The 17,059-nt window shown below is 71.7% G+C and carries 16 protein-coding genes; 7 read left to right on the top strand and 9 right to left on the bottom strand.

Annotated elements, in window-relative coordinates; all coding sequences use genetic code 11:
- Nucleotides 1-259 precede the first annotated feature (259 nt).
- Nucleotides 260-1,156: a pentapeptide repeat-containing protein gene (locus tag ACIQNU_RS10325; RefSeq protein WP_401363702.1), complete on the top strand. Its 897-nt coding sequence runs from the start codon at nucleotides 260-262 to the stop codon at nucleotides 1,154-1,156.
- A 112-nt stretch (nucleotides 1,157-1,268) separates the two neighbouring features.
- Here the strand turns inward: ACIQNU_RS10325 and ACIQNU_RS10320 are convergent, their stop codons facing one another.
- Together ACIQNU_RS10320 and ACIQNU_RS10315 are read right to left on the bottom strand one after the other, a co-directional pair.
- Nucleotides 1,269-1,628, bottom strand: a complete 360-nt coding sequence (locus tag ACIQNU_RS10320; protein WP_401363699.1) for a DUF6479 family protein — start codon at nucleotides 1,626-1,628, stop codon at nucleotides 1,269-1,271.
- A gap of 103 nt (nucleotides 1,629-1,731) precedes the next feature.
- Nucleotides 1,732-2,397 (bottom strand): TetR/AcrR family transcriptional regulator, encoded by a 666-nt coding sequence (locus ACIQNU_RS10315; RefSeq protein ID WP_401363696.1) that lies wholly within the window; start codon nucleotides 2,395-2,397, stop codon nucleotides 1,732-1,734.
- A 103-nt stretch (nucleotides 2,398-2,500) separates the two neighbouring features.
- Between ACIQNU_RS10315 and ACIQNU_RS10310 the strand changes: the two genes are divergently transcribed.
- On the top strand, nucleotides 2,501-4,006 hold the full coding sequence (locus tag ACIQNU_RS10310) for a cytochrome P450 (RefSeq protein ID WP_401363693.1): 1,506 nt from the start codon (nucleotides 2,501-2,503) through the stop codon (nucleotides 4,004-4,006).
- A 47-nt stretch (nucleotides 4,007-4,053) separates the two neighbouring features.
- On the opposite strand, the gene ACIQNU_RS10305 is transcribed toward ACIQNU_RS10310, so the two are convergent.
- A complete protein-coding gene (locus tag ACIQNU_RS10305; RefSeq protein WP_401363691.1) occupies nucleotides 4,054-4,692 on the bottom strand; it encodes a hypothetical protein in 639 nt (212 codons plus the stop codon).
- A 229-nt stretch (nucleotides 4,693-4,921) separates the two neighbouring features.
- On the opposite strand from ACIQNU_RS10305, the gene ACIQNU_RS10300 reads away from it, so the two are divergent.
- Nucleotides 4,922-5,569 carry a hypothetical protein gene (locus ACIQNU_RS10300; protein ID WP_401363688.1) on the top strand — a complete coding sequence of 216 codons (648 nt, stop codon included), beginning with the start codon at nucleotides 4,922-4,924 and terminating at the stop codon, nucleotides 5,567-5,569.
- Between the two features lie 84 nt (nucleotides 5,570-5,653).
- Here ACIQNU_RS10300 and ACIQNU_RS10295 read toward each other — a convergent pair whose 3' ends face one another.
- Nucleotides 5,654-6,343 carry a hypothetical protein gene (locus tag ACIQNU_RS10295; RefSeq protein WP_401363685.1) on the bottom strand — a complete coding sequence of 230 codons (690 nt, stop codon included), beginning with the start codon at nucleotides 6,341-6,343 and terminating at the stop codon, nucleotides 5,654-5,656.
- Nucleotides 6,344-6,628: 285 nt separating this feature from the next.
- On the opposite strand from ACIQNU_RS10295, the gene ACIQNU_RS10290 reads away from it, so the two are divergent.
- Nucleotides 6,629-7,078 carry a hypothetical protein gene (locus ACIQNU_RS10290; RefSeq protein ID WP_401363682.1) on the top strand — a complete coding sequence of 150 codons (450 nt, stop codon included), beginning with the start codon at nucleotides 6,629-6,631 and terminating at the stop codon, nucleotides 7,076-7,078.
- Between the two features lie 81 nt (nucleotides 7,079-7,159).
- Here ACIQNU_RS10290 and ACIQNU_RS10285 read toward each other — a convergent pair whose 3' ends face one another.
- The 5 genes from ACIQNU_RS10285 to ACIQNU_RS10265 form a co-directional block, all read right to left on the bottom strand.
- Nucleotides 7,160-8,605 (bottom strand): cellulose binding domain-containing protein, encoded by a 1,446-nt coding sequence (locus ACIQNU_RS10285; RefSeq protein ID WP_401363679.1) that lies wholly within the window; start codon nucleotides 8,603-8,605, stop codon nucleotides 7,160-7,162.
- The gene (locus ACIQNU_RS10280) at nucleotides 8,602-10,164 is read right to left on the bottom strand and encodes a beta-N-acetylhexosaminidase (protein WP_401363677.1); all 1,563 of its coding nucleotides are present in this window, start codon (nucleotides 10,162-10,164) and stop codon (nucleotides 8,602-8,604) included. The genes ACIQNU_RS10285 and ACIQNU_RS10280 overlap by 4 nt, the downstream gene beginning before the upstream one ends.
- Before the next feature lie 91 nt (nucleotides 10,165-10,255).
- Nucleotides 10,256-11,119, bottom strand: coding sequence for a carbohydrate ABC transporter permease (locus ACIQNU_RS10275; protein ID WP_401363674.1), 864 nt, complete (start codon nucleotides 11,117-11,119; stop codon nucleotides 10,256-10,258).
- Nucleotides 11,116-12,129, bottom strand: a complete 1,014-nt coding sequence (locus ACIQNU_RS10270) for a carbohydrate ABC transporter permease (protein ID WP_401363671.1) — start codon at nucleotides 12,127-12,129, stop codon at nucleotides 11,116-11,118. The genes ACIQNU_RS10275 and ACIQNU_RS10270 overlap by 4 nt, the downstream gene beginning before the upstream one ends.
- A gap of 61 nt (nucleotides 12,130-12,190) precedes the next feature.
- Nucleotides 12,191-13,465: an extracellular solute-binding protein gene (locus ACIQNU_RS10265; protein ID WP_401363668.1), complete on the bottom strand. Its 1,275-nt coding sequence runs from the start codon at nucleotides 13,463-13,465 to the stop codon at nucleotides 12,191-12,193.
- 293 nt (nucleotides 13,466-13,758) lie between these two features.
- Here ACIQNU_RS10265 and ACIQNU_RS10260 point away from each other — a divergent pair, with 293 nt between their 5' ends.
- The 3 genes from ACIQNU_RS10260 (at nucleotide 13,759) to ACIQNU_RS10250 (ending at nucleotide 17,053) form a co-directional block, all read left to right on the top strand.
- Nucleotides 13,759-14,598, top strand: coding sequence for a GntR family transcriptional regulator (locus tag ACIQNU_RS10260; RefSeq protein WP_401363667.1), 840 nt, complete (start codon nucleotides 13,759-13,761; stop codon nucleotides 14,596-14,598).
- Nucleotides 14,599-14,703: 105 nt separating this feature from the next.
- The gene (locus ACIQNU_RS10255) at nucleotides 14,704-15,168 is read left to right on the top strand and encodes an OsmC family protein (RefSeq protein WP_401363664.1); all 465 of its coding nucleotides are present in this window, start codon (nucleotides 14,704-14,706) and stop codon (nucleotides 15,166-15,168) included.
- Nucleotides 15,074-17,053: an ABC transporter ATP-binding protein gene (locus ACIQNU_RS10250; protein WP_401363661.1), complete on the top strand. Its 1,980-nt coding sequence runs from the start codon at nucleotides 15,074-15,076 to the stop codon at nucleotides 17,051-17,053. The genes ACIQNU_RS10255 and ACIQNU_RS10250 overlap by 95 nt, the downstream gene beginning before the upstream one ends.
- The last annotated feature ends 6 nt before the right edge of the window (nucleotides 17,054-17,059 follow it).

Here is a 17,059-nt window from a genome sequence, read left to right as displayed (position 1 = left end):
TCGGCGGAGGCAGGAGGCACACCACCACATTGACAGCATTTAACCGCTTTCGCACGCCTCCTTCCGGTGCGGATCTGCCGGTACGGATCTGCCGTGCGGATCTTCCGGTACAGGGCGGGTGACCCCGTCGGGGAGAATGGGCGGCGGTTCGTATCGGGGCCCGGCGACCGGCCGTGCTCCTCCCTCCCGCAGGAGAGAGCGCGCGTTGTCGCCTTCACCGCACGAAGCCTCACCCTCCACCGCAGGTGAAGCGTCACCCTTGACCGGAGGTTCAGACTCCACCCGTTCGGACGGTTCCGATCCGCTGCGGGCCGACTGCGCCCGCTGCTTCGGTCTGTGCTGTGTGGCCCTCCCCTTCGCCGCCTCGTCGGACTTCGCGGTGGACAAGCCGGCCGGGAAGCCGTGCGCCCATCTGGCCTCGGACTTCGGCTGCGGGATCCATACGGATCTGCGCGAGAAGGGGTTCACCGGGTGCACGGTCTTCGACTGTTTCGGCGCCGGGCAGAAGGTCGCACAGGTGACGTTCGGCGGGCGTGACTGGCGGGAGAATCCCGGGGCCTCGCGACAGATGTTCGACGTGTTCCCGGTGATGCGCGGGCTCCACGAACTGCTCCGGTATCTGACGGAGGCGCTGACACTGCCGGCCGCCAGGCCCCTGTACGGCGAACTCCGGCACTCCTTGGACGGCGTCGAACGTCTGACCCGGGGCACCGCCGACAGCCTGACCGACCTCGATGTGCCGACGCTCCGTGACGAGGTGAGCGCACTGCTGTTGCGCGCCAGTGAGCTGGTACGGGCCAAGATCCCGGGCCGCCGGAACCACCGGGGCGCGGATCTCATCGGGGCGAGGCTGGCGGGCACCGATCTGCGCGGCGCGAACCTGCGGGGGGCGCGGCTGGTCGGCGCCGACCTGAAGGGGGCGGATCTCCGGCTCGCCGATGTGATCGGGGTCGACTTCCGTGGCGCGGATCTGAGCGGCGCGGACCTCAGGGGGTGCCTGTTCCTCACGGAGCCGCAGCTCACGGCGGCGAGGGGTGACGCGGCGACGCGCCTCCCGGCGTCCTTGACCCGCCCGTCCCACTGGAGCCCGGACGCCACAGCCGCGCCGACCCGATCGCAGAAGCAGAGGCGCCCGCGCGCCCGCCGAAAGCCCTGACCGGCCCTGACCCTACGCCCGACCTGCCTTCGGGCCGTCCTCCCCCGTCGCCACGGCTCGTCTCCTCCCGCCCGTGGCGCTCCCTACCGCCCGGCGCTACCGGGCGGCGGCCCTACATCGCGCCTGCTCCGCCGCTTCCGAAGGAGCCTCCGTGGCCCGGGGTCCAGCGCCTGCGCCGCTGGTCGTCGCTCCGTTTGTTCGGGAGGTTCCCGTGGAGCTGGTAGGGGTTGAGGCCGCCGTCCTTCTCGAACGGCACCTCGTCCGGCTCGCGCCGCTCACTGACCTCGTGGACCGCACCCGTATCGGGGAGATGCGGCTGCTGGTCCGCGCTCGGCGGTCCCGGTTCCCTGCTGCGCATCCTGATGCCCAGCCAGACGATCCAGATCAGAGCAACCACCATGACGGCCCCGATGATGAAGGGACCGATGACTAGCAGCCCGTCCGGTGCGGCCAGGACCAGGTGTGTACTCATTCCGGTCATACCACCTGAATACCCTGTATTCCGGTACGCAGTCCCTCCCGGACGTACCAGTTCACCGCGCCTCGTCGGCCTCCGCCACGGCTTGATGCCACCCTTACGGCTCGACCAGGTCCTGCGGCTCGATCGCCCCCAGAAGCGCCCTCGCGCAGAGATCCCGTAGCTGATCGCGCGAGAGGTCGGGTTCGTCGAGCCAGTCCAGGCAGACCGCGACCATGAAGGCGAGCCAGCCGCGTACCGCGATCCGCAGGGTGACGGGGTCCCGGGTGATGTGGGCGGATTCCGGGTCCGCCGCGAGGGCGTCGAGGATCTGCCGCTCATGGGCGGCGAGCCCCGCACGGTAGAGGTCCCGCACCAGGGGGTCGCCGGTGGCGGCGGCGCGGTGGAAGGCGCGGAAGCCGTGCGCGTGGGTGTGCACGTAGTCCAGGAAGGCGTCGAGGCCGGTGCGGATCTGCTCCCGTACGGGGACTCCGGGCTCGGCGGCCGTCAGGCGCAGCATGTGGGCGCTCTCGCGCTCCACGACGGCGGCGAAGAAGTCCCGTTTGGTGGGAAAATAGTGGTACAGGAGGCCGCGGGAGACTCCGGCGATCTCGGCGACCTGCTCGATCCACACATCGTCGTACGGATGCTGCGCGAAGAGGCTCGCGCCGGCGGACAGCAACTGCTCCCGGCGCTCCTCGGTGCTCAGCCGCTTCCGTGGGGCGCGCTCCCCCGGCTGCGCGGCGCGCCCACCCGGGGTGCGCTCCCCCTGTTTCCCAGCCATGTTGCGCACCTTACTGCACCTTACTTGACGCGAGTTCAACAACGTGCCCAGACTGGGAGCACTGTTGAACCCGCGTACAACAACGACTGGGGAGATGGCGCGGATGGCGGGCACGACCAGGTCGGTCGGGGGCGCGAGGGCCGACGGGACCGAAGGGGCGGACGGGGTCGACAAGGGGTTTCGCAGTGCGGAGACCGGCTGGCCGGAGCTGGACCGCATCCCCCGTCCCCCGCGCCGGCTGCCGCTGCTCGGCGATGTGCTGGGCTCGAACATGAAGACGCCGGTGCAGGACTCGATGAAGTTCGCGCGGCAGCTCGGTCCCGTCTTCCGGCGTAAGGCGCTCGGCAAGGAGATCGTCTTCGTGTGGGGCGCGGATCCGGTGGCCGAATTGGCGGACGAGTCGCGTTTCGCGAAGCACGTCGGGCTCGGCGTCGCCAATCTGCGTCCCGTCGCGGGCGACGGCCTGTTCACGGCGTACAACCACGAGCCCAACTGGCAGTTGGCGCACGACGTGCTCGCGCCCGGCTTCAGCCGTGAGGCGATGGAGGGCTACCACCCGCTGATGCTGGACGTCGCCGAGCGGCTGACGGCGCACTGGGACGAGCGGGAGTCGGCGGGCGCGCGGGTGGACGTGCCGGGCGACATGACGAAACTGACGCTGGAGACCATCGCCCGTACCGGTTTCGGCCATGACTTCGGGTCCTTCGAACGGTCCCGGCCGCACCCGTTCGTCACGGCGATGGTCGGCACGCTGTCGTTCGCGCAGCGGCGCAACGCCGTCCCCGCTCCCCTGGCGCCGCTGGTGCTGCGCGGCGCGACCCGGCGCAACGCCGAAGAGATCGCGTACCTCAACCGGATCGTGGACGAGGTGATCGCGTCACGGCGTGCGGCGCCCCGCGAGGCCGGTGGCTCCGGTGGCTCCGGTGATCTGCTCGACCGGATGCTGGAGACCGCGCACCCCGTCACGGGTGAGCGGCTGTCGCCCGAGAACATCCGCCGGCAGGTCATCACGTTCCTGGTCGCGGGGCACGAGACGACCTCGGGGGCGCTGTCGTTCGCGCTGCACTACCTCGCGCTGCATCCGGAGATCGCCGCCCGCGCGCGGGCCGAGGTCGACCAGGTGTGGGGCGACACGCCACGGCCGGCGTACGAGCAGGTCGCGAAGTTGCGGTACGTCCGCAGGGTCCTGGACGAGTCGCTGCGGCTGTGGCCGACCGCGCCCGCCTTCGCGCGCGAGGCCACACGGAACACGACGCTGTCCGGTGTCCATCCGATGAACCGGGGTGCCTGGGCACTGGTGCTGACGATCATGCTGCACCGCGATCCGTCGGTGTGGGGCGACGATCCGGAGAGCTTCGACCCCGAGCGCTTCACGCCCGCCGCCGTACGGTCCCGGCCCGCGCATGCCTTCAAGCCGTGGGGTACCGGCGCGCGGGCGTGCATCGGCCGCCAGTTCGCGCTGCACGAGGCGACGCTGGTCCTCGGTCTGCTGCTGCGCCGGTACGACCTGGCGGCCGATCCCGCGTACCGCCTGCGGGTCACGGAGCGGCTGACGATGATGCCGGAGGGTCTGACGCTCGGTCTGGGCCGCCGCACGCCGACGGTCTGAGCGGTCGGGGTCCGCCAACGGTCCGGTCCTGTCGTGTCCGGCACCGGTCAGTGGCCGCCCTCGGGTTCCTGGCAGCCGGTGCCCTCCATGTACACGCCGTGCGCCTCGGCGGTCACGCTCGCGCGCGTGGCGGTGTTGAGGGAGCCCTCCACGCAGACCGGGCGCAGATCGACGACGTAACTGACCAGGCCGCTCCCGTAGCTGTTCACGGTGACGGTGGACGCGTCGAAGCCGAGGCCCTTGAGGGCGGTCCTGACCTGGGCCACCGTCGCCTTCTCGGTCCCGGCGAGCGCCCCGAGCGCCTTCTTCACGCGGCGGGTCTCCTCGGCGGCCGTACAGAGGGCGTCGCCGGAGAGGGGCAGGGTCTGGCGGTAGGCGTGGTTCTCCGCGTACTTGGGGTTGGCGTCGCCGCCCTGCTCGCCGGTGGTGGCGCCGGAGTCCGGCGCCGCCGTGCTCGCGGACGCCTCCGGGCAGGACGCGTTCCCCTTCGCCGTCGGGGCGGCGCCGTCATCCGATGCCGGGGTCGCACTTGTCTCGGACGGCGTGGCCGACTCCTGCACAACCCCTGACGCGTCGCTGGTCCGGCCCGCGTCGGCGCTCCCGCCCTTGTCAGCGCAGCCCGTGAGCGCGAGCGGTACGGCGACCAGAGCGGCCGTCGCCAGAGCCAGGCGTCCTCGTGAAGTCATGGGGTGAGTATGACCGTTCGCCGTAGGCCGCTCCTGAGTACGGGTACTCAGCCGGACGCCACCCGTGGTGGCCCGAATGGCAGGGGCGACCGCCCGTATGGACCCTGCCGGGCGGCGCCGTCGTTCACCCGCTCCTAGCGTCCACACAGCAAGGTCCTGTGCGAAAGCGGACGAGAGCGCCGTGCGGGCCCCGGCGGACCGGGGCGCGCGGCGGACGGGAAGTGGTGTGATGCGGGCGATCGTACGGGCCTCGGGAGCCGTGGTGGCCGCCGCGGCGTGGGTGGTCGTGGCCGCCCCGGCGGCGTCGGCCGCCGACGAGTCGTGGCAGGTGGGCGTCGAACCCGCCACGGTGCGGCCGGGCGACACGGTCACGCTCACCTCGCGCGGCTGCCGGGTGCCGAACGTCACCGTCGACTCGGGCATCTTCGACTCCGCCCAGCTCAACGAGGGGCGCGAGGCGCGGACGAAGGTGTTTTCCGACGCCAAGCCGGCCGCCCAGTACGACGCGACCTTCACCTGCGACGGCCGGTCGAAGACCGCCCGGGTGACGATCTCGGACGACGGTCGCGGCGAGGCCGGCGGAAACCCCGGGGTCATGGGCCCCGGGCCCGAGCGCCAGAAGGACCCCCGGACGGAACAGCGGCCCGACGGTCCGAGAGAACCGGAGCGCCCAAGGGAACCGGAGCGTCAGCGGGAGTGGGAGCACCGGAAGGAGTCGGAGCCCTTCGGGCTGTCCGAGCGCAAGGGCGTGCGGGCCGGGACCGGCGGAGGCATCGGCGAGATCGGACCCGTCCAACTCACCCTGGGCAGCGCCCTGGTGGCGGGCTCCCTGGGCAGCGGTGTCTACTTCGCGGTGCGCCGCCGCACCTCCGACTGACTCGCCACCACGACAGACGTACGGCTGCCCCGCGTCCCTGGGACCCGGGGCAGTCACGCGAAGGGGGTGGTGGCGCCGGTCGGTTCAGTGGCGCTGCGCGCGGGTGCGGCGGCGGAGGACGAAGTACACCGTCGCCACTCCGGCGGCGACGAGTCCGGACCCGACGGCGACGTCGGCCACGGTGGGGTGGCCGCCGAACGCCCCGCCCAGGCCGCCTCGTACGGCACCGGCCGTCGCGGAGCGCGAGGGGTCCGGGGTGAGCGGGGGACGGACGGCCGGCGTGCGGGTGGGCCCGACGGTCGGCGTGCTCGTGGGCCTGACAGTCGGTGTACGCGTGGGCCTGAGGGTCGGCGTGCGCGTCACGGTGGGGGTCGGCGTCGGGGTCGGGGGGCTCGTGGCGAACGCGGAGATGATGATGCCGGCCGTCCACGTGCTGGCCGTCGACCCGCAGTTGCCGTCGATGCCGACGGCGCTCGCGTTGCCGAGATTGCGGCCGAGGCGTCCCGTGCCCTGGTATCTGCCGCCGCCGATCGACGTCAGGGTCACCGGGGCTTCGAGCCCCATTCCGCTGCCGGTGGTCACCACGGGGTTGGTGAGGGCGGAGCAGTCCACGGTCAGCGTGAAGGAACCGCCGGGAGCGACCACCGCAGGTGACACGGCGGCACTGGCGCCACTGGCCTGCGCCCGAGCCGCGACCGCGCCGGGTGCGGAGCCCAGCAGGGCCAGCGAGGCAGCGCCCATGGCGAGCGGCGCTGCGGTGCGTATCCGGAGCATGTGCCTGTCCTCTCCGGCCACAGGGCAGGTCACGCTCGGTCGTGCCCGGCGAAGCCCTGGAGCCACATCGCCCGATATCACCACATTTCCTCACCTTTAAGCAGAATCTCCGCGCTGTCAGGGGATTGGCCTACAGAGGTTGACGCGGGTGGCGCACCGGGCGCGGAAGCCCGCGGGGGCCCTCCTGCGGCTCACCCGTTCGCCGCGTGCCGCCGTCCGGCCCGGCCCGTTTGACCAGGGCGGACGGCCGCCGGACGGCGGCGGCCCGAAGAGAAGGAGGTCGATATGCGCGTACGTGATGTCGTGGCGGTGGCGCTGGCGCCGGTCCTGCTGGGGGCGGCGTCCGCCCTCGTGGCGGGCCCTGCGGTGGCCGCGGGACCGGATGTGGAGCGGGAGCCGGTGCGGCTGGTCGTCGCCGACAGCGAGAAGGCCGGTTCGGCCACGATCGCGACGCGTCCGACGGCGGACGGCGGGACCCTGGTGACGGCCGATGTCACCAAGCTGACGGACCGGCGCGGATGTGTGGTGCTCCAGGCCGACGACGGCACCGCGCCCGGCACCTGGAAGTCACCGCTCGGGCAGGTGATCGGCATGCAGTGCGGCGCCAAGGGGACGACGACACGGATGACCGGCGAAACGGCACACCGCGAACTGCGGCTGCGCTGGCTCCCGGCGGACGGGAACTCCGACACCTGGGTCAGCACGCCGGTGCCCGACCGCGCCACCACCGGCTGACCCCCGGCACAAGCGACACGGCGGACGGGGCGGAGGCCGTCAGGGTCTCCGCCCCTCGCTCATCCACGCGTACGGGACGGGTCAGGCCCCCGGCACCGTGTCCTCGAACGTCGTCCCCGCCGACCGGTAGGCACCCACCTTCGCGGCGACCTGCGCGGGCGTGAGGACCTGGTCCTTGACGTGCAGGACGTAGTCGACCTGCTGGTCGTATGCGCGCGGCGTGGTGCTGGTCTGGCCCGCGAGGTCGATCAGCCACTGGTTGAAGTTGATGGACATCGGACGCTCCGGCAGATATGCGGCGTCATGGGTGCCGAAGAGCTGTCCGTCGACGTAGTACTTGATGGTGCTGTTGTCGATGGTCAGCACCAGGTCGTGCCAGCCGGCGTAGCTCTGGCGGGATTCGGTGTGCTGGTTGACGGCCTGCCACGGGTCCGGGTTGTAGGTCTCCCAGGACGTCGTGTAGAGGATGTTCGACGGCTCGCCCCAGCCGCCGTTGGGCAGGTACTCGAAGTCGTACTCGGAGTAGTCGTCGGCCATCGGCGCCTTGAGGTCGTTGATGGTGAAGAACGTCTGCACCAGGTGGTCGCCGTCCGGGCCCGACTTCGGCGCGTCGTTGAACTTCACCCGGGCCGCGTAGGTGCCGTTCTTGAACTTCATCGCCTTGGTGAGCACCTCGGTCTGCTTGGTGCTCGCGGCGGTGCCGGCGGTCGAGGTCTCCATGTTCATGACGGAGTTGCCGCCGCTGGAGGCGAAGGTGACGTTCTCCGGGGCCCAGGTGGCGCCGGGCACACCGGGGCCACCGGAGTTGGAGCGCACGCTCCAGCCGTGCGCCGAGATCGCCGGGTCGGCCGAGTTGCTGTAGTTGAAGTCGTCGAACAGCACGGCGCCCCCGGCCGGCGGGTCGGTCGGGGGGTCGGTGGGCGGGTCGGTCGGTGTGTTGCCCTCGGGGGCGGTGCCCCACACCTGGCTCCCGGAGAGCAGGGCGGTGACCTTCGCCCAGTCCGCGTACGACGTCTGGCTCGCGCCGAAGGAGTAGTCGTCGCTCTGTCGCAGGGTCTGCCAGTCGGCGCGGTAGAAGCGGAGTTGCATGTCCCCGGTGTCGGCGCCCGGGGCGAGGGAGCCGGCGCCCGGGGTAAAGCCGATCTCCAGATAGCGGTCGGCGGTGGCGGTCGGGTTCGTGAGCGTGCCGAAGGTGCCGGTGATGTTGGCGCAGCCCTTGACCGCCCAGGAACACGCGAAGCGGTAGGCGGTGCTCGCGGTGTCGGCCTTGAAGTAGTAGCGGACCTTGACGTTCGCCAGCGGTACCGGGGCGGCGCTGGTGTTGCGTACCTTCAGCCAGGGCTCCGACTGGTCGGCCGTGGCGCCGGACGCGCTGGTGCGGTACTGGACGGCGAGGCCGTCCGCAGCGGCGTTCGCGGTGCCCGGGAGCGCCGCGAGTCCCGCGGCGCCGAGGGTCACCGCGACGGCGGTGGCGACCGCGGTACGCAGCCTGCCTCGGGAAATCCTGCTCGGGGGGATGCTGCTCATGATGCTTCCTCTCCGGAACGGTGGGATGGACGGTGACGGACGCCGAGTGCGTCCAGTCGCTCCGTGTGGGGGCCGAGTCGTGCAAGGAAGTCGGACCAGTCCGTGGGGCCGGTCCAGGTCCGGTCGGCGAGTGCGCACAACCGGGGGTAGGTGAGGTATTCGACGTGGTCGGGCGTGGTGACGAACTCGGTCCAGAGCTGGGCCTGCGCGCCGAGCACCTGCCCGGCCGCCGGGGTGCGCGAGTCGTCCGCGACCGGGTCGTGGGCGTGCACGGCCCGCAGGTCGACGACGGCTCCGGGCTGGGCGGGCGGCTCGGCGGGGTCGTCGGACTGGGCGTAGTCGAGGTAGGTGGCGCGGTAGTGGGCGCTGACGACGGCGTGGCCTCGGCGGACGGCGCGCAGCGCGTGGGCGGGTTCGCGCCAGGTGATGACGGTGAAGTCGCCGGGCAGTTCGCCGCCGCTCTCGGCCCAGCCGGTGGGGCGCCGGCCGTGGGCGGTGAGGAAGGCGCCGATCCGGCCGAGGAACCAGCCGTGCAGCGCGTCGGTGTCCGGCAGCCCTTCGGCGGCGGCCCGTGCGCGGGCGGCCGGGCTGCGGGCCCACTCGGTGGTCGGGCACTCGTCGCCGCCGACGTGGATGTACGGGGACGGGAACACGTCCATGACCTCGCCGAGCACGGTGGTGCAGAAGTCGAGGACATGGTCCTCGTGGACCGCGAGGACGGTGTCGCACACACCCCATCCGGTCCAGACGTCGAGCTGCCGGGCGGGGTGGGCGCCGAGTTCGGGGTGGGCGGCGAGTGCCGCGCGTACGTGGCCCGGCATCTCTATCTCCGGCATGACGGTGACGCCGCGCGCCTGGGCGTAGGCGACCAGGCCGGCGAGTTCGGCGCGGGTGTAGGAGCCGCCGTGCGGGACGCCGTCGTAGGTGGCGCTGCCGGCCGGGCCGACCATGGACTCCGCCCGGTGTCCGCCGATCTCGGTGAGCCGGGGGTAGGCGGCGACCGGCATGCGCCAGCCCTGGTCGTCGGTGAGGTGGAGGTGGAGCACGTTCAGCTTGTGCAGCGCGAGCAGGTCGACGTAACGGCGCAGGAAGGAGGCGGGCTGGAAGTGGCGGGCCACGTCGAGCATCGCGCCGCGCCACGGGTGGCGGGGCTTGTCGGTGATCTCGGCGCACGGCAGCTCCCAGCGGCCGGGGCGCCGGGGGCGGTCGGACAGGGCTTCGGGGGGCAGGAGCTGACGGATCGTCTGGACACCGCGCAGCAGTCCGGTGGGGTGCCCGGCCCGCAGGAGGACGGCGTGCGGGGCGACGGTGAGTCCGTAGCCCTCCTCGCCGAGGCCGCTGAGCTGCGGGTCGAGGGCGAACACGACCTGTCCCTGCGGGGACGGGCGCAGGGGCAGGCCGGTCGCCGGGGCGAGGAGGGTGCGCAGCAGGTCGGCGGCGGGTTCGGCGCCGGGGTCGACGCGGAGCGTGGTGGTGCGGTCGAACGTGAAGTGACCGGAGCGGAAGGCCGCCTTGGTGGGGCGGGGTACGAGGGCGGGTTCGGGTCGGGGTGCGGACACAGGTCGGCCTCCGTGACGGGTCGCGTGCGGGGCGGCCCCCGGGTTGTGAGGGGGCGCGCAAAGGCGGTTGCGCGAAGGGGTGCGGCGGGGGTCAGCCCTTGACGGCTCCGGCGGCGAACCCCGAGGTCACATGGCGCTGAAGCAGCAGGAACACCACCAGGGCCGGAAGGGCGAAGAGGGTGGAGGCCGCCATGGTGGCGCCCCAGTCGGTGCCGAACGTGTTCTGGAAGGACGACAGCCACACGGGCAGCGTCCGGTTGTCCTGCTGCTTGATGATGAGGAAGTTGGCGTACGCGAACTCGTTCCAGGCGGTGATGTAGCCGAACAGCGAGGTCGCCATGAGGCCCGGGGCGAGCAGCGGGAACGCGATGTGCCGGAAGGCGCCGAGCCGGGTGCAGCCGTCGACCTGCGCGGACTCCTCCAGCTCGGGCGGGATGGTGCCGATGAAGCCGCGCAGCACCACGATGGTGAACGGCAGCGTGATCATGAAGTAGACCAGGGTGAGGGTCGGCAGCCGGTCGAGCATGTCGGTGTCCCTGGAGATGATGTAGATCGGGATGATCAGGGACTCCCAGGGCGCCATCTGCGCGAGGAAGACCATGAGCATGAACTGCCGCCGGCCCTTCCAGCGCATCCGGGCGACGGCGAAGGCGGCGCCGAGCGCGACGAGCAGCGCGAGCAGGACGGCGCCGAGGGTGACGAGGACGCTGTTGCGCCAGAACAGTCCGAAGCCGTCGGCGTCCACGGCTCTGCGGAAGTGGTCGAGGGTCCAGGTCTGCGGCACCAGCCGGGGGCTGTCGGACTGGATGTCACGGGACGGCTTGAACGCCGTGGAGATCATCCAGTAGACGGGGAAGAGACAGACGGCGACCGTGACGACGGCGGCGGCGTTCAGCGGAAGTCGGCGGAGGCGGAGGCTCAGGCGGGGGCGTTGGCGGTGGCGGGTCGGGTTCATCGCTGCTCGGCCTCCCGGCGGAACATCTGGCGGAAGTAGAGGACCAGCACGCCGGACATCAGCACGACGGTGACCATGGACGCGGCGGAGCCCAGGTCGTAGCGCTGACTGGAGAGGGCCGTCTGGACCGCGTACACGGGCAGGATCGTGGTGGCGTCGCCCGGACCGCCCCGGGTCATCACCCAGATCTGCACGAACGCCTTGAAGGTCCAGATGACTTCGAGCGACAGCACGAGCAGGAAGATCGGCCGGACGATCGGGAACGTGATCGAGCGGAAGATGCGGGTGCCGCCCGCGCCGTCGAGCCGCGCCGACTCGTACAGCTCGATGGGGACGGTCGTCAGGGCCGAGTAGAGCGTGACGGCGGCGAACGGCACCGACTGCCAGACGATCAGCAGGACGAGGATGGCGAAGGCGGCGGGCCCGTGCGCGAACCACGGATAGCGGTCGAAGGACTCCAGGCCGATGCCGGTCAGCGCCTTGTTGACGATGCCGAACTCGGAGTGGAACAGCCACTGGAACACCGTGGTCGCCGCGACCACGGGCATCGCCCAGGCCAGGACCAGGGCGCTGAGGACGACCGTACGGCCGACCCTGCGCAGCCGTTCGATCATCAGCGCGACCAGGGTGGACAGCACCATGATGAGGGCCACGTTGATCGCCATGAAGAGGAACGTGCGGCGGACGACCTCCCAGAAGCGCGGGTCGGAGAGCAGGGTCCGGTAGTTCTCCAGGCCGACGAACTCCGCCTTGCCGAGGACGAGTTCGCGCAGTCCGAACCGCTGGAGCGAGATCACGACCGCGCGGACCAGCGGGTAGACCAGCAGATAGAGCATGCCGAGGACGGCGGGCGCGATCAGGAGGTACGGCCACGGGGTGCCGCCGTCGGTCGGCGCCGTGTGGTGTGCCTTGCCGTGGGCCTTGCGGTGGGGTCCGTCGGCGCCCGGGGAGCGCCGGGGCGGCCGGTGGCTGAGGGGGCGGGGCGCGGTCCGCTCGCGGATGACCGACACGGCGCTCCTCCTTCCGGGGTTCGGGGACTCGGGGTCGCTCGGGGCGCCTTCGGACCTGCGGTCAGGAACCCGTCTTCATCGCCCGCGTGATGTCGGCGGACGCCTTCGCCGCCTCCGCTTTCGCGTCGCCCCCGGTGAGGACCGCGGTCAGGTAGTCCTTGATCGGGTTCTCGGCCTCCACGGCGGCCCAGCCCGGGGTGTTGGGCGTGGCGTGTCCGTTGGCCGCGCCGACGGCCATGGCGGCGGCGCCCGGGTCGGAGGCGACGGCGTCGGCGAGCGTCGTGCGGTTGGGTACGTAGCTCATGGCGAGGGCAAGCTTCTTCTGCCAGGTCTCGCCGGTGAGTTCCTTGATGAAGGTGAGCGCGGCGTCGTGATGCCTGGCGACGGTGGGCACCACGAGGTCGGAGCCGCCGGTGAAGACGGCGCCCGGTGTGCCGGCGGTCTTGCCGGGGATCGGGAAGAAGCCCAGCTTGCCCTGGAGTTCCGGGTTCGCCTGCGCGATCAGCTTCGCTCCGCCCGGCGCGGAGATGATCTGCGCGACCTGCCCCTCGGCCATCACCTCGGTCTGCGGCGGCTGGGCCTCGTCGGCGTCCTTGGGCCCCTTGCCGAGCGCCTGGAGCCGCTGGTAGAACTCGACGCCGCGGATCGCCTCGGGGGTGTCGAGGGCACCCTTCCAGGTGCCGCCGGACTCGGTGGCGAGGTCACCGCCCTCGTCCCAGATGAACCCGGACAGGGCATACCAGTTCTGGCCCGGCAGATAGATGCCCTGCGTGGCGCCCTTGTTGAGCTTCTCCGTCGCCGCGATCCACTGGTCACGTGTCGTGAGGGCGCTCGCGTCCACGCCGGCCTTCTTGAAGAGGTCGGTGCGGTAGACGACGACACGGTTGGCCGCGTAGTACGGAATGCCGTACTGCTTGCCGTCGTAGGAGCCGGGCTCGGCGAGGCCCTTCAGCCAGTTCTCGCCGTCGAGTTCGGCGACCTTGTCGCTGAGGTCGAGCAGGCCGCCGCTCTGCGCGAACTGGGCGACCTGGGTGTTGCCCGCCTCGATGACGTCGGGTGCGTCATTGCTGGCCAGGGCCGCCGTGACCTTCTGTCCGATGCCGTCCCACTCCTGGATCTGCACCTTGACGCGGAGGTCGGGGTGCGCGGTCTCGAAGCCCTTGACGAACTCCTTCCGGAAGGCGTCCGAGACGCTGTCGCGCATCAGCCAGACGTCGATGGTGGTCCTCCCGCCGCCGTCACCGGCCGCGCCGGACGAGGGGTCGGAGGAACTGCAGGCACTGAGTCCGGCGGCCATCAGGAGCGCGGACACAGCGGCGAGCAAGCGGAGCTTCACGGTTCACCTCGGAGAAGACAGGACCAGAGAAGACAGGACCGAACCACCTGACCAGTGAGACTCACTGGATAGCTCACCTCTTGATGGTCGTTGAAGGTGGCATAGACCAATGTGGCCGTCAAGCCCTTCTGCGGTAAGGGATTTGGCCCGACTCGGCTGGGCCGGCTCGGCCGATCGGCGGGTGACAGCGGTTACACTTCCCCTGACCAGCAGCCCAGTTGTGGTCCACTGACCCTCAACTGGTAAAGAATGATCGGTCTGGTCGGAGACATCCGCGCAAGAGGGGGCACAGCATGAACGCCGACGCACCAGGGGCGGTGCTCAAGCGGGAGCGGGTCCGCGACTTCATCCTCGAACTCATCGAGTCCCACCGCCCGGGGGACGCCATCCCGTCCGAGCGGACGCTCTGCGCACGCCTGGGCGTCTCCCGCCCGACCCTGCGCGCGGCCGTGGACGAACTGGTCGCCGCGGGCCTGCTGGTACGGGAGCACGGCCGCGGCATGTTCGTCGCACCGGAGAAGATCACCCAGGAGTTGGTCTCCGGACAGCAGACGCTGAGCGTGCCCCAGGCGTCGGGCGCCTGGTCGAGCAGGCTCCTGGAGTTCACGACCATCCCGGCGGGCGCCCGGGTGGGCCGCAGACTCCGGATCTCCCCGGCCGCCGACATCGTGTACGTGGCACGGCTGCGGCTGGTCGACGGCTCCCCCATGGCGATCGAGCATCTGCACATCAGGGCCGACCTCGTCCCCGAGCTGTCCGCCCAGGAGCTGGAGAGCGGCGACCTGTACGAGCATCTGCGCGAACAGCACGGCGTCCATGTGCGGGAGGCGGTGCAGGCGATCGAGCCGACCGTCGTCACCCGGGCCGAGGCCGAACTCCTCGACGTACCCGAACTGTCGCCCGCGCTGCTCTTCGAACGGCTCACGTCGGACACCGAGGGACAGCCCGTCGAGTACGTGCACTCGCTGTACCGGGGCGACCGCTACCGCATCGTGTCCCGGCTCACCCTTGGCCCGCCCGCCGCGGTGCCGGCGCCCCGGCTCGGGCATCACCCCGGCATCCCGCCGGGCGACTTCGCGCACCGGGACCCCATCGCGTCGTCCACGCACGGCGACATCCAGTCGGCACCCTGAGGTCCGGCCTCCGCCGCGCCGGGGCGGGCGGTCAGTACGGTTCGGGGCAGCGGGCACCGGTGAGGATCCGGCGCCGCCCGACAGCAGCGAGGAGAACCGTCCGCCATGGCCGACTACCGCATCGAAACCGTCCGCAACGGCTACCGGGACTGGACCGCGCGCAACGACCGGGGCGCCGAGGTGCGGATCGGCCCGGACCCCCGCGATGCCGCCCCTGGCGATGCCGCCCCCGACGGGCAGCCCTCGTTCACGCCCGTGGAGCTGCTTCTCGCCGCGCTCGGCGGCTGCGGCGGACTCGTCGTGGACCGCACCGCGCGGGCCGTCGAGCACGACGGGCTGCGGATCGTCGTCGAGTCCAGGTCACGACCTGAGGACGACGGCCGGGTCGGGGTGCTCCGCGTAACCTATGAACTTGATCTGCCCGAGGGCGACGAGCGGGCCGCGGAGGTGTTCGAGCGCGGGGTGCGTCTGACCCATGAGAAGTACTGCACCGTCAGCCGGACGGTGGAGCACGGCGCCAGGGTCGAGGCCGTGCTCCCCGACGGCACGGTCGCCTTCGCGGCAGGCTGACCAGCGCGGCCCGGGGGGACCGGCCGCCGCACCACTCCAGCACCGGGGGGACCACGTGAACGCCGAGCACGACGGCCGGGACGGCGACCGGCACAACGACGGAAGCGGCGACGCCCGGAAGGGGCCCGCCCCGGTCCCGGACGAACAGCCCGCATGGCGGCTGCTCCTCGGCTACGCCCGGCCGCACCGCTGGTGGCTCCTCGCCGGCGCGCTGCTTGCCCTGGTCACGGGGGCGACCGGTCTCGCACTGCCCCTGGTGGCGCGCTCCCTGATCGAGAACCTGTCCAGGGACGAGGCGATCACGGGCCCGCTGATCCTCATGTCGGTCCTCGTCGTGCTGAACGCGGCGATCGGCTCACTCGGCGGCTATGTCCTGCGCCGCACCGCCGAGTCCGTGGTCCTCGGCGCCCGCCGCACCCTCACCTCGTATCTGCTGCGGCTGCGCATCACCGCCGTCGACCGCAGCGAACCGGGCGACCTGATGGCCCGGGTCACCTCGGACACGACCCTGCTGCGCGGCGTCACCACCGACACCCTCGTCGGTCTCGGCACCGGTGGGCTCACGCTGGTCGCGACGCTGGTGATGATGGGCTGGACCGACCTGGTCCTGCTCGGGGTCACGGCCGCCGTCATCGCCGCGGCCGGCGCGGTCGTCGGCGTCATCGTGCCCCACATCAACAGGGCGACCCGCAGCGCCCAGGAGTCGGTCGGCCGGATGGGGACGACCCTGGAGCGGGTGCTCGGGGCCCTGCGCACCGTCAAGGCGTCCGGGGCCGAGCACCGCGAGGAGCAGGCGGTGCACGCGGCGGCAGAGGAGTCGTGGCGGCAGAGCGTACGGGCCGCCAAGTGGGAGGCGCTGGCCGGGAACACCGCCGGTCTGTCCATGCAGGTCGCGTTCATCACCGTCCTCGCGGTGGGCGGCGCCCGCGTCGCGACGGACGCCATCAGTATCGGCACCCTGGTCGCCTTCCTGCTGTACGTGTTCTATCTGATGTCGCCGATCCAGCAGGTCGTCGGCGCGATCACGCAGTACCAGGCGGGAGCGGCGGCGATCTCCCGTATCCAGGAGGCCCAGCGGCTTCCGGTGGAGGACCCGGCCGAGCCCGCCGCGCTGCCCGAACCGGCCGCCGAACCCCTCTCGCTCGCCTTCGACGCCGTCCACTTCGGCTACGCGGACAGCCCACCGGTGCACCACGGGGTGACGTTCACCGTTCCCGCGCGCGGGATGACGGCGTTCGTCGGCCCGTCGGGCGCGGGCAAGACGACCGTGTTCTCGCTGATCGAGCGGTTCTACGAGCCCACGTCGGGACGCATAACCGTCGACGGCAGGGATCTGCGGGACTGGGACGTCTCGCGGCTGCGGGCGGCGATCGGTTACGTGGAGCAGGACGCGCCCGTGCTCTCGGGCACGCTCCGCGACAACCTGCTGCTCGGCAACCCGTCGGCGGACGGGGCGGAGTTGCGACACCTCCTGCGCACGACCCGGCTCGACGGATTGGTGGACCGGCTGCCCGACGGTCTGGAAACGCTCGTCGGACACCGCGGGACCAAACTCTCCGGCGGCGAGCGGCAGCGCGTCGCGATCGCCCGCGCGCTGCTGCGGCGCCCCCGGCTGCTGCTCCTGGACGAGGCCACCAGCCAGCTCGACGCCGTCAACGAGGCGGCGCTGCGCGACACCGTCGCCGATGTCGCGCGCACCACGACCGTCCTCGTCGTCGCCCACCGCCTGTCCACGGTCACCCTCGCGGACCGCATCGTGGTCATGGACACGGGCCGGGTACGGGCGGTGGGCACCCACGGTGAACTGGTCGCGGCGGACGAGCTGTACGCGGAGCTGGCGACGACGCAGTTCCTGGCGGCGGCCGACCCGGCGCCCAGCGCCTGACCCGCC

Origin of the sequence: Streptomyces sp. NPDC091292 (genome assembly GCF_044757265.1) — a bacterium.
Lineage (GTDB): Bacteria > Actinomycetota > Actinomycetes > Streptomycetales > Streptomycetaceae > Streptomyces.
This window is presented reverse-complemented; position numbering and strand designations above follow the sequence as displayed.

What these genes read in the sequence shown, in the direction of transcription:
- ACIQNU_RS10320 (WP_401363699.1), bottom strand. Translation starts at nt 1,628, where the DNA reads ATGAGTACACACCTGGTCCTGGCCGCACCGGACGGGCTGCTAGTCATC.
- ACIQNU_RS10305 (WP_401363691.1), bottom strand. Translation starts at nt 4,692, where the DNA reads ATGACTTCACGAGGACGCCTGGCTCTGGCGACGGCCGCTCTGGTCGCC.
- ACIQNU_RS10260 (WP_401363667.1), top strand. Translation starts at nt 13,759, where the DNA reads ATGAACGCCGACGCACCAGGGGCGGTGCTCAAGCGGGAGCGGGTCCGC.
- ACIQNU_RS10290 (WP_401363682.1), top strand. Translation starts at nt 6,629, where the DNA reads ATGCGCGTACGTGATGTCGTGGCGGTGGCGCTGGCGCCGGTCCTGCTG.
- ACIQNU_RS10310 (WP_401363693.1), top strand. Translation starts at nt 2,501, where the DNA reads ATGGCGGGCACGACCAGGTCGGTCGGGGGCGCGAGGGCCGACGGGACC.
- ACIQNU_RS10250 (WP_401363661.1), top strand. Translation starts at nt 15,074, where the DNA reads ATGAGAAGTACTGCACCGTCAGCCGGACGGTGGAGCACGGCGCCAGGG.
- ACIQNU_RS10255 (WP_401363664.1), top strand. Translation starts at nt 14,704, where the DNA reads ATGGCCGACTACCGCATCGAAACCGTCCGCAACGGCTACCGGGACTGG.
- ACIQNU_RS10300 (WP_401363688.1), top strand. Translation starts at nt 4,922, where the DNA reads ATGCGGGCGATCGTACGGGCCTCGGGAGCCGTGGTGGCCGCCGCGGCG.
- ACIQNU_RS10285 (WP_401363679.1), bottom strand. Translation starts at nt 8,605, where the DNA reads ATGAGCAGCATCCCCCCGAGCAGGATTTCCCGAGGCAGGCTGCGTACC.
- ACIQNU_RS10315 (WP_401363696.1), bottom strand. Translation starts at nt 2,397, where the DNA reads ATGGCTGGGAAACAGGGGGAGCGCACCCCGGGTGGGCGCGCCGCGCAG.
- ACIQNU_RS10295 (WP_401363685.1), bottom strand. Translation starts at nt 6,343, where the DNA reads ATGCTCCGGATACGCACCGCAGCGCCGCTCGCCATGGGCGCTGCCTCG.
- ACIQNU_RS10275 (WP_401363674.1), bottom strand. Translation starts at nt 11,119, where the DNA reads ATGAACCCGACCCGCCACCGCCAACGCCCCCGCCTGAGCCTCCGCCTC.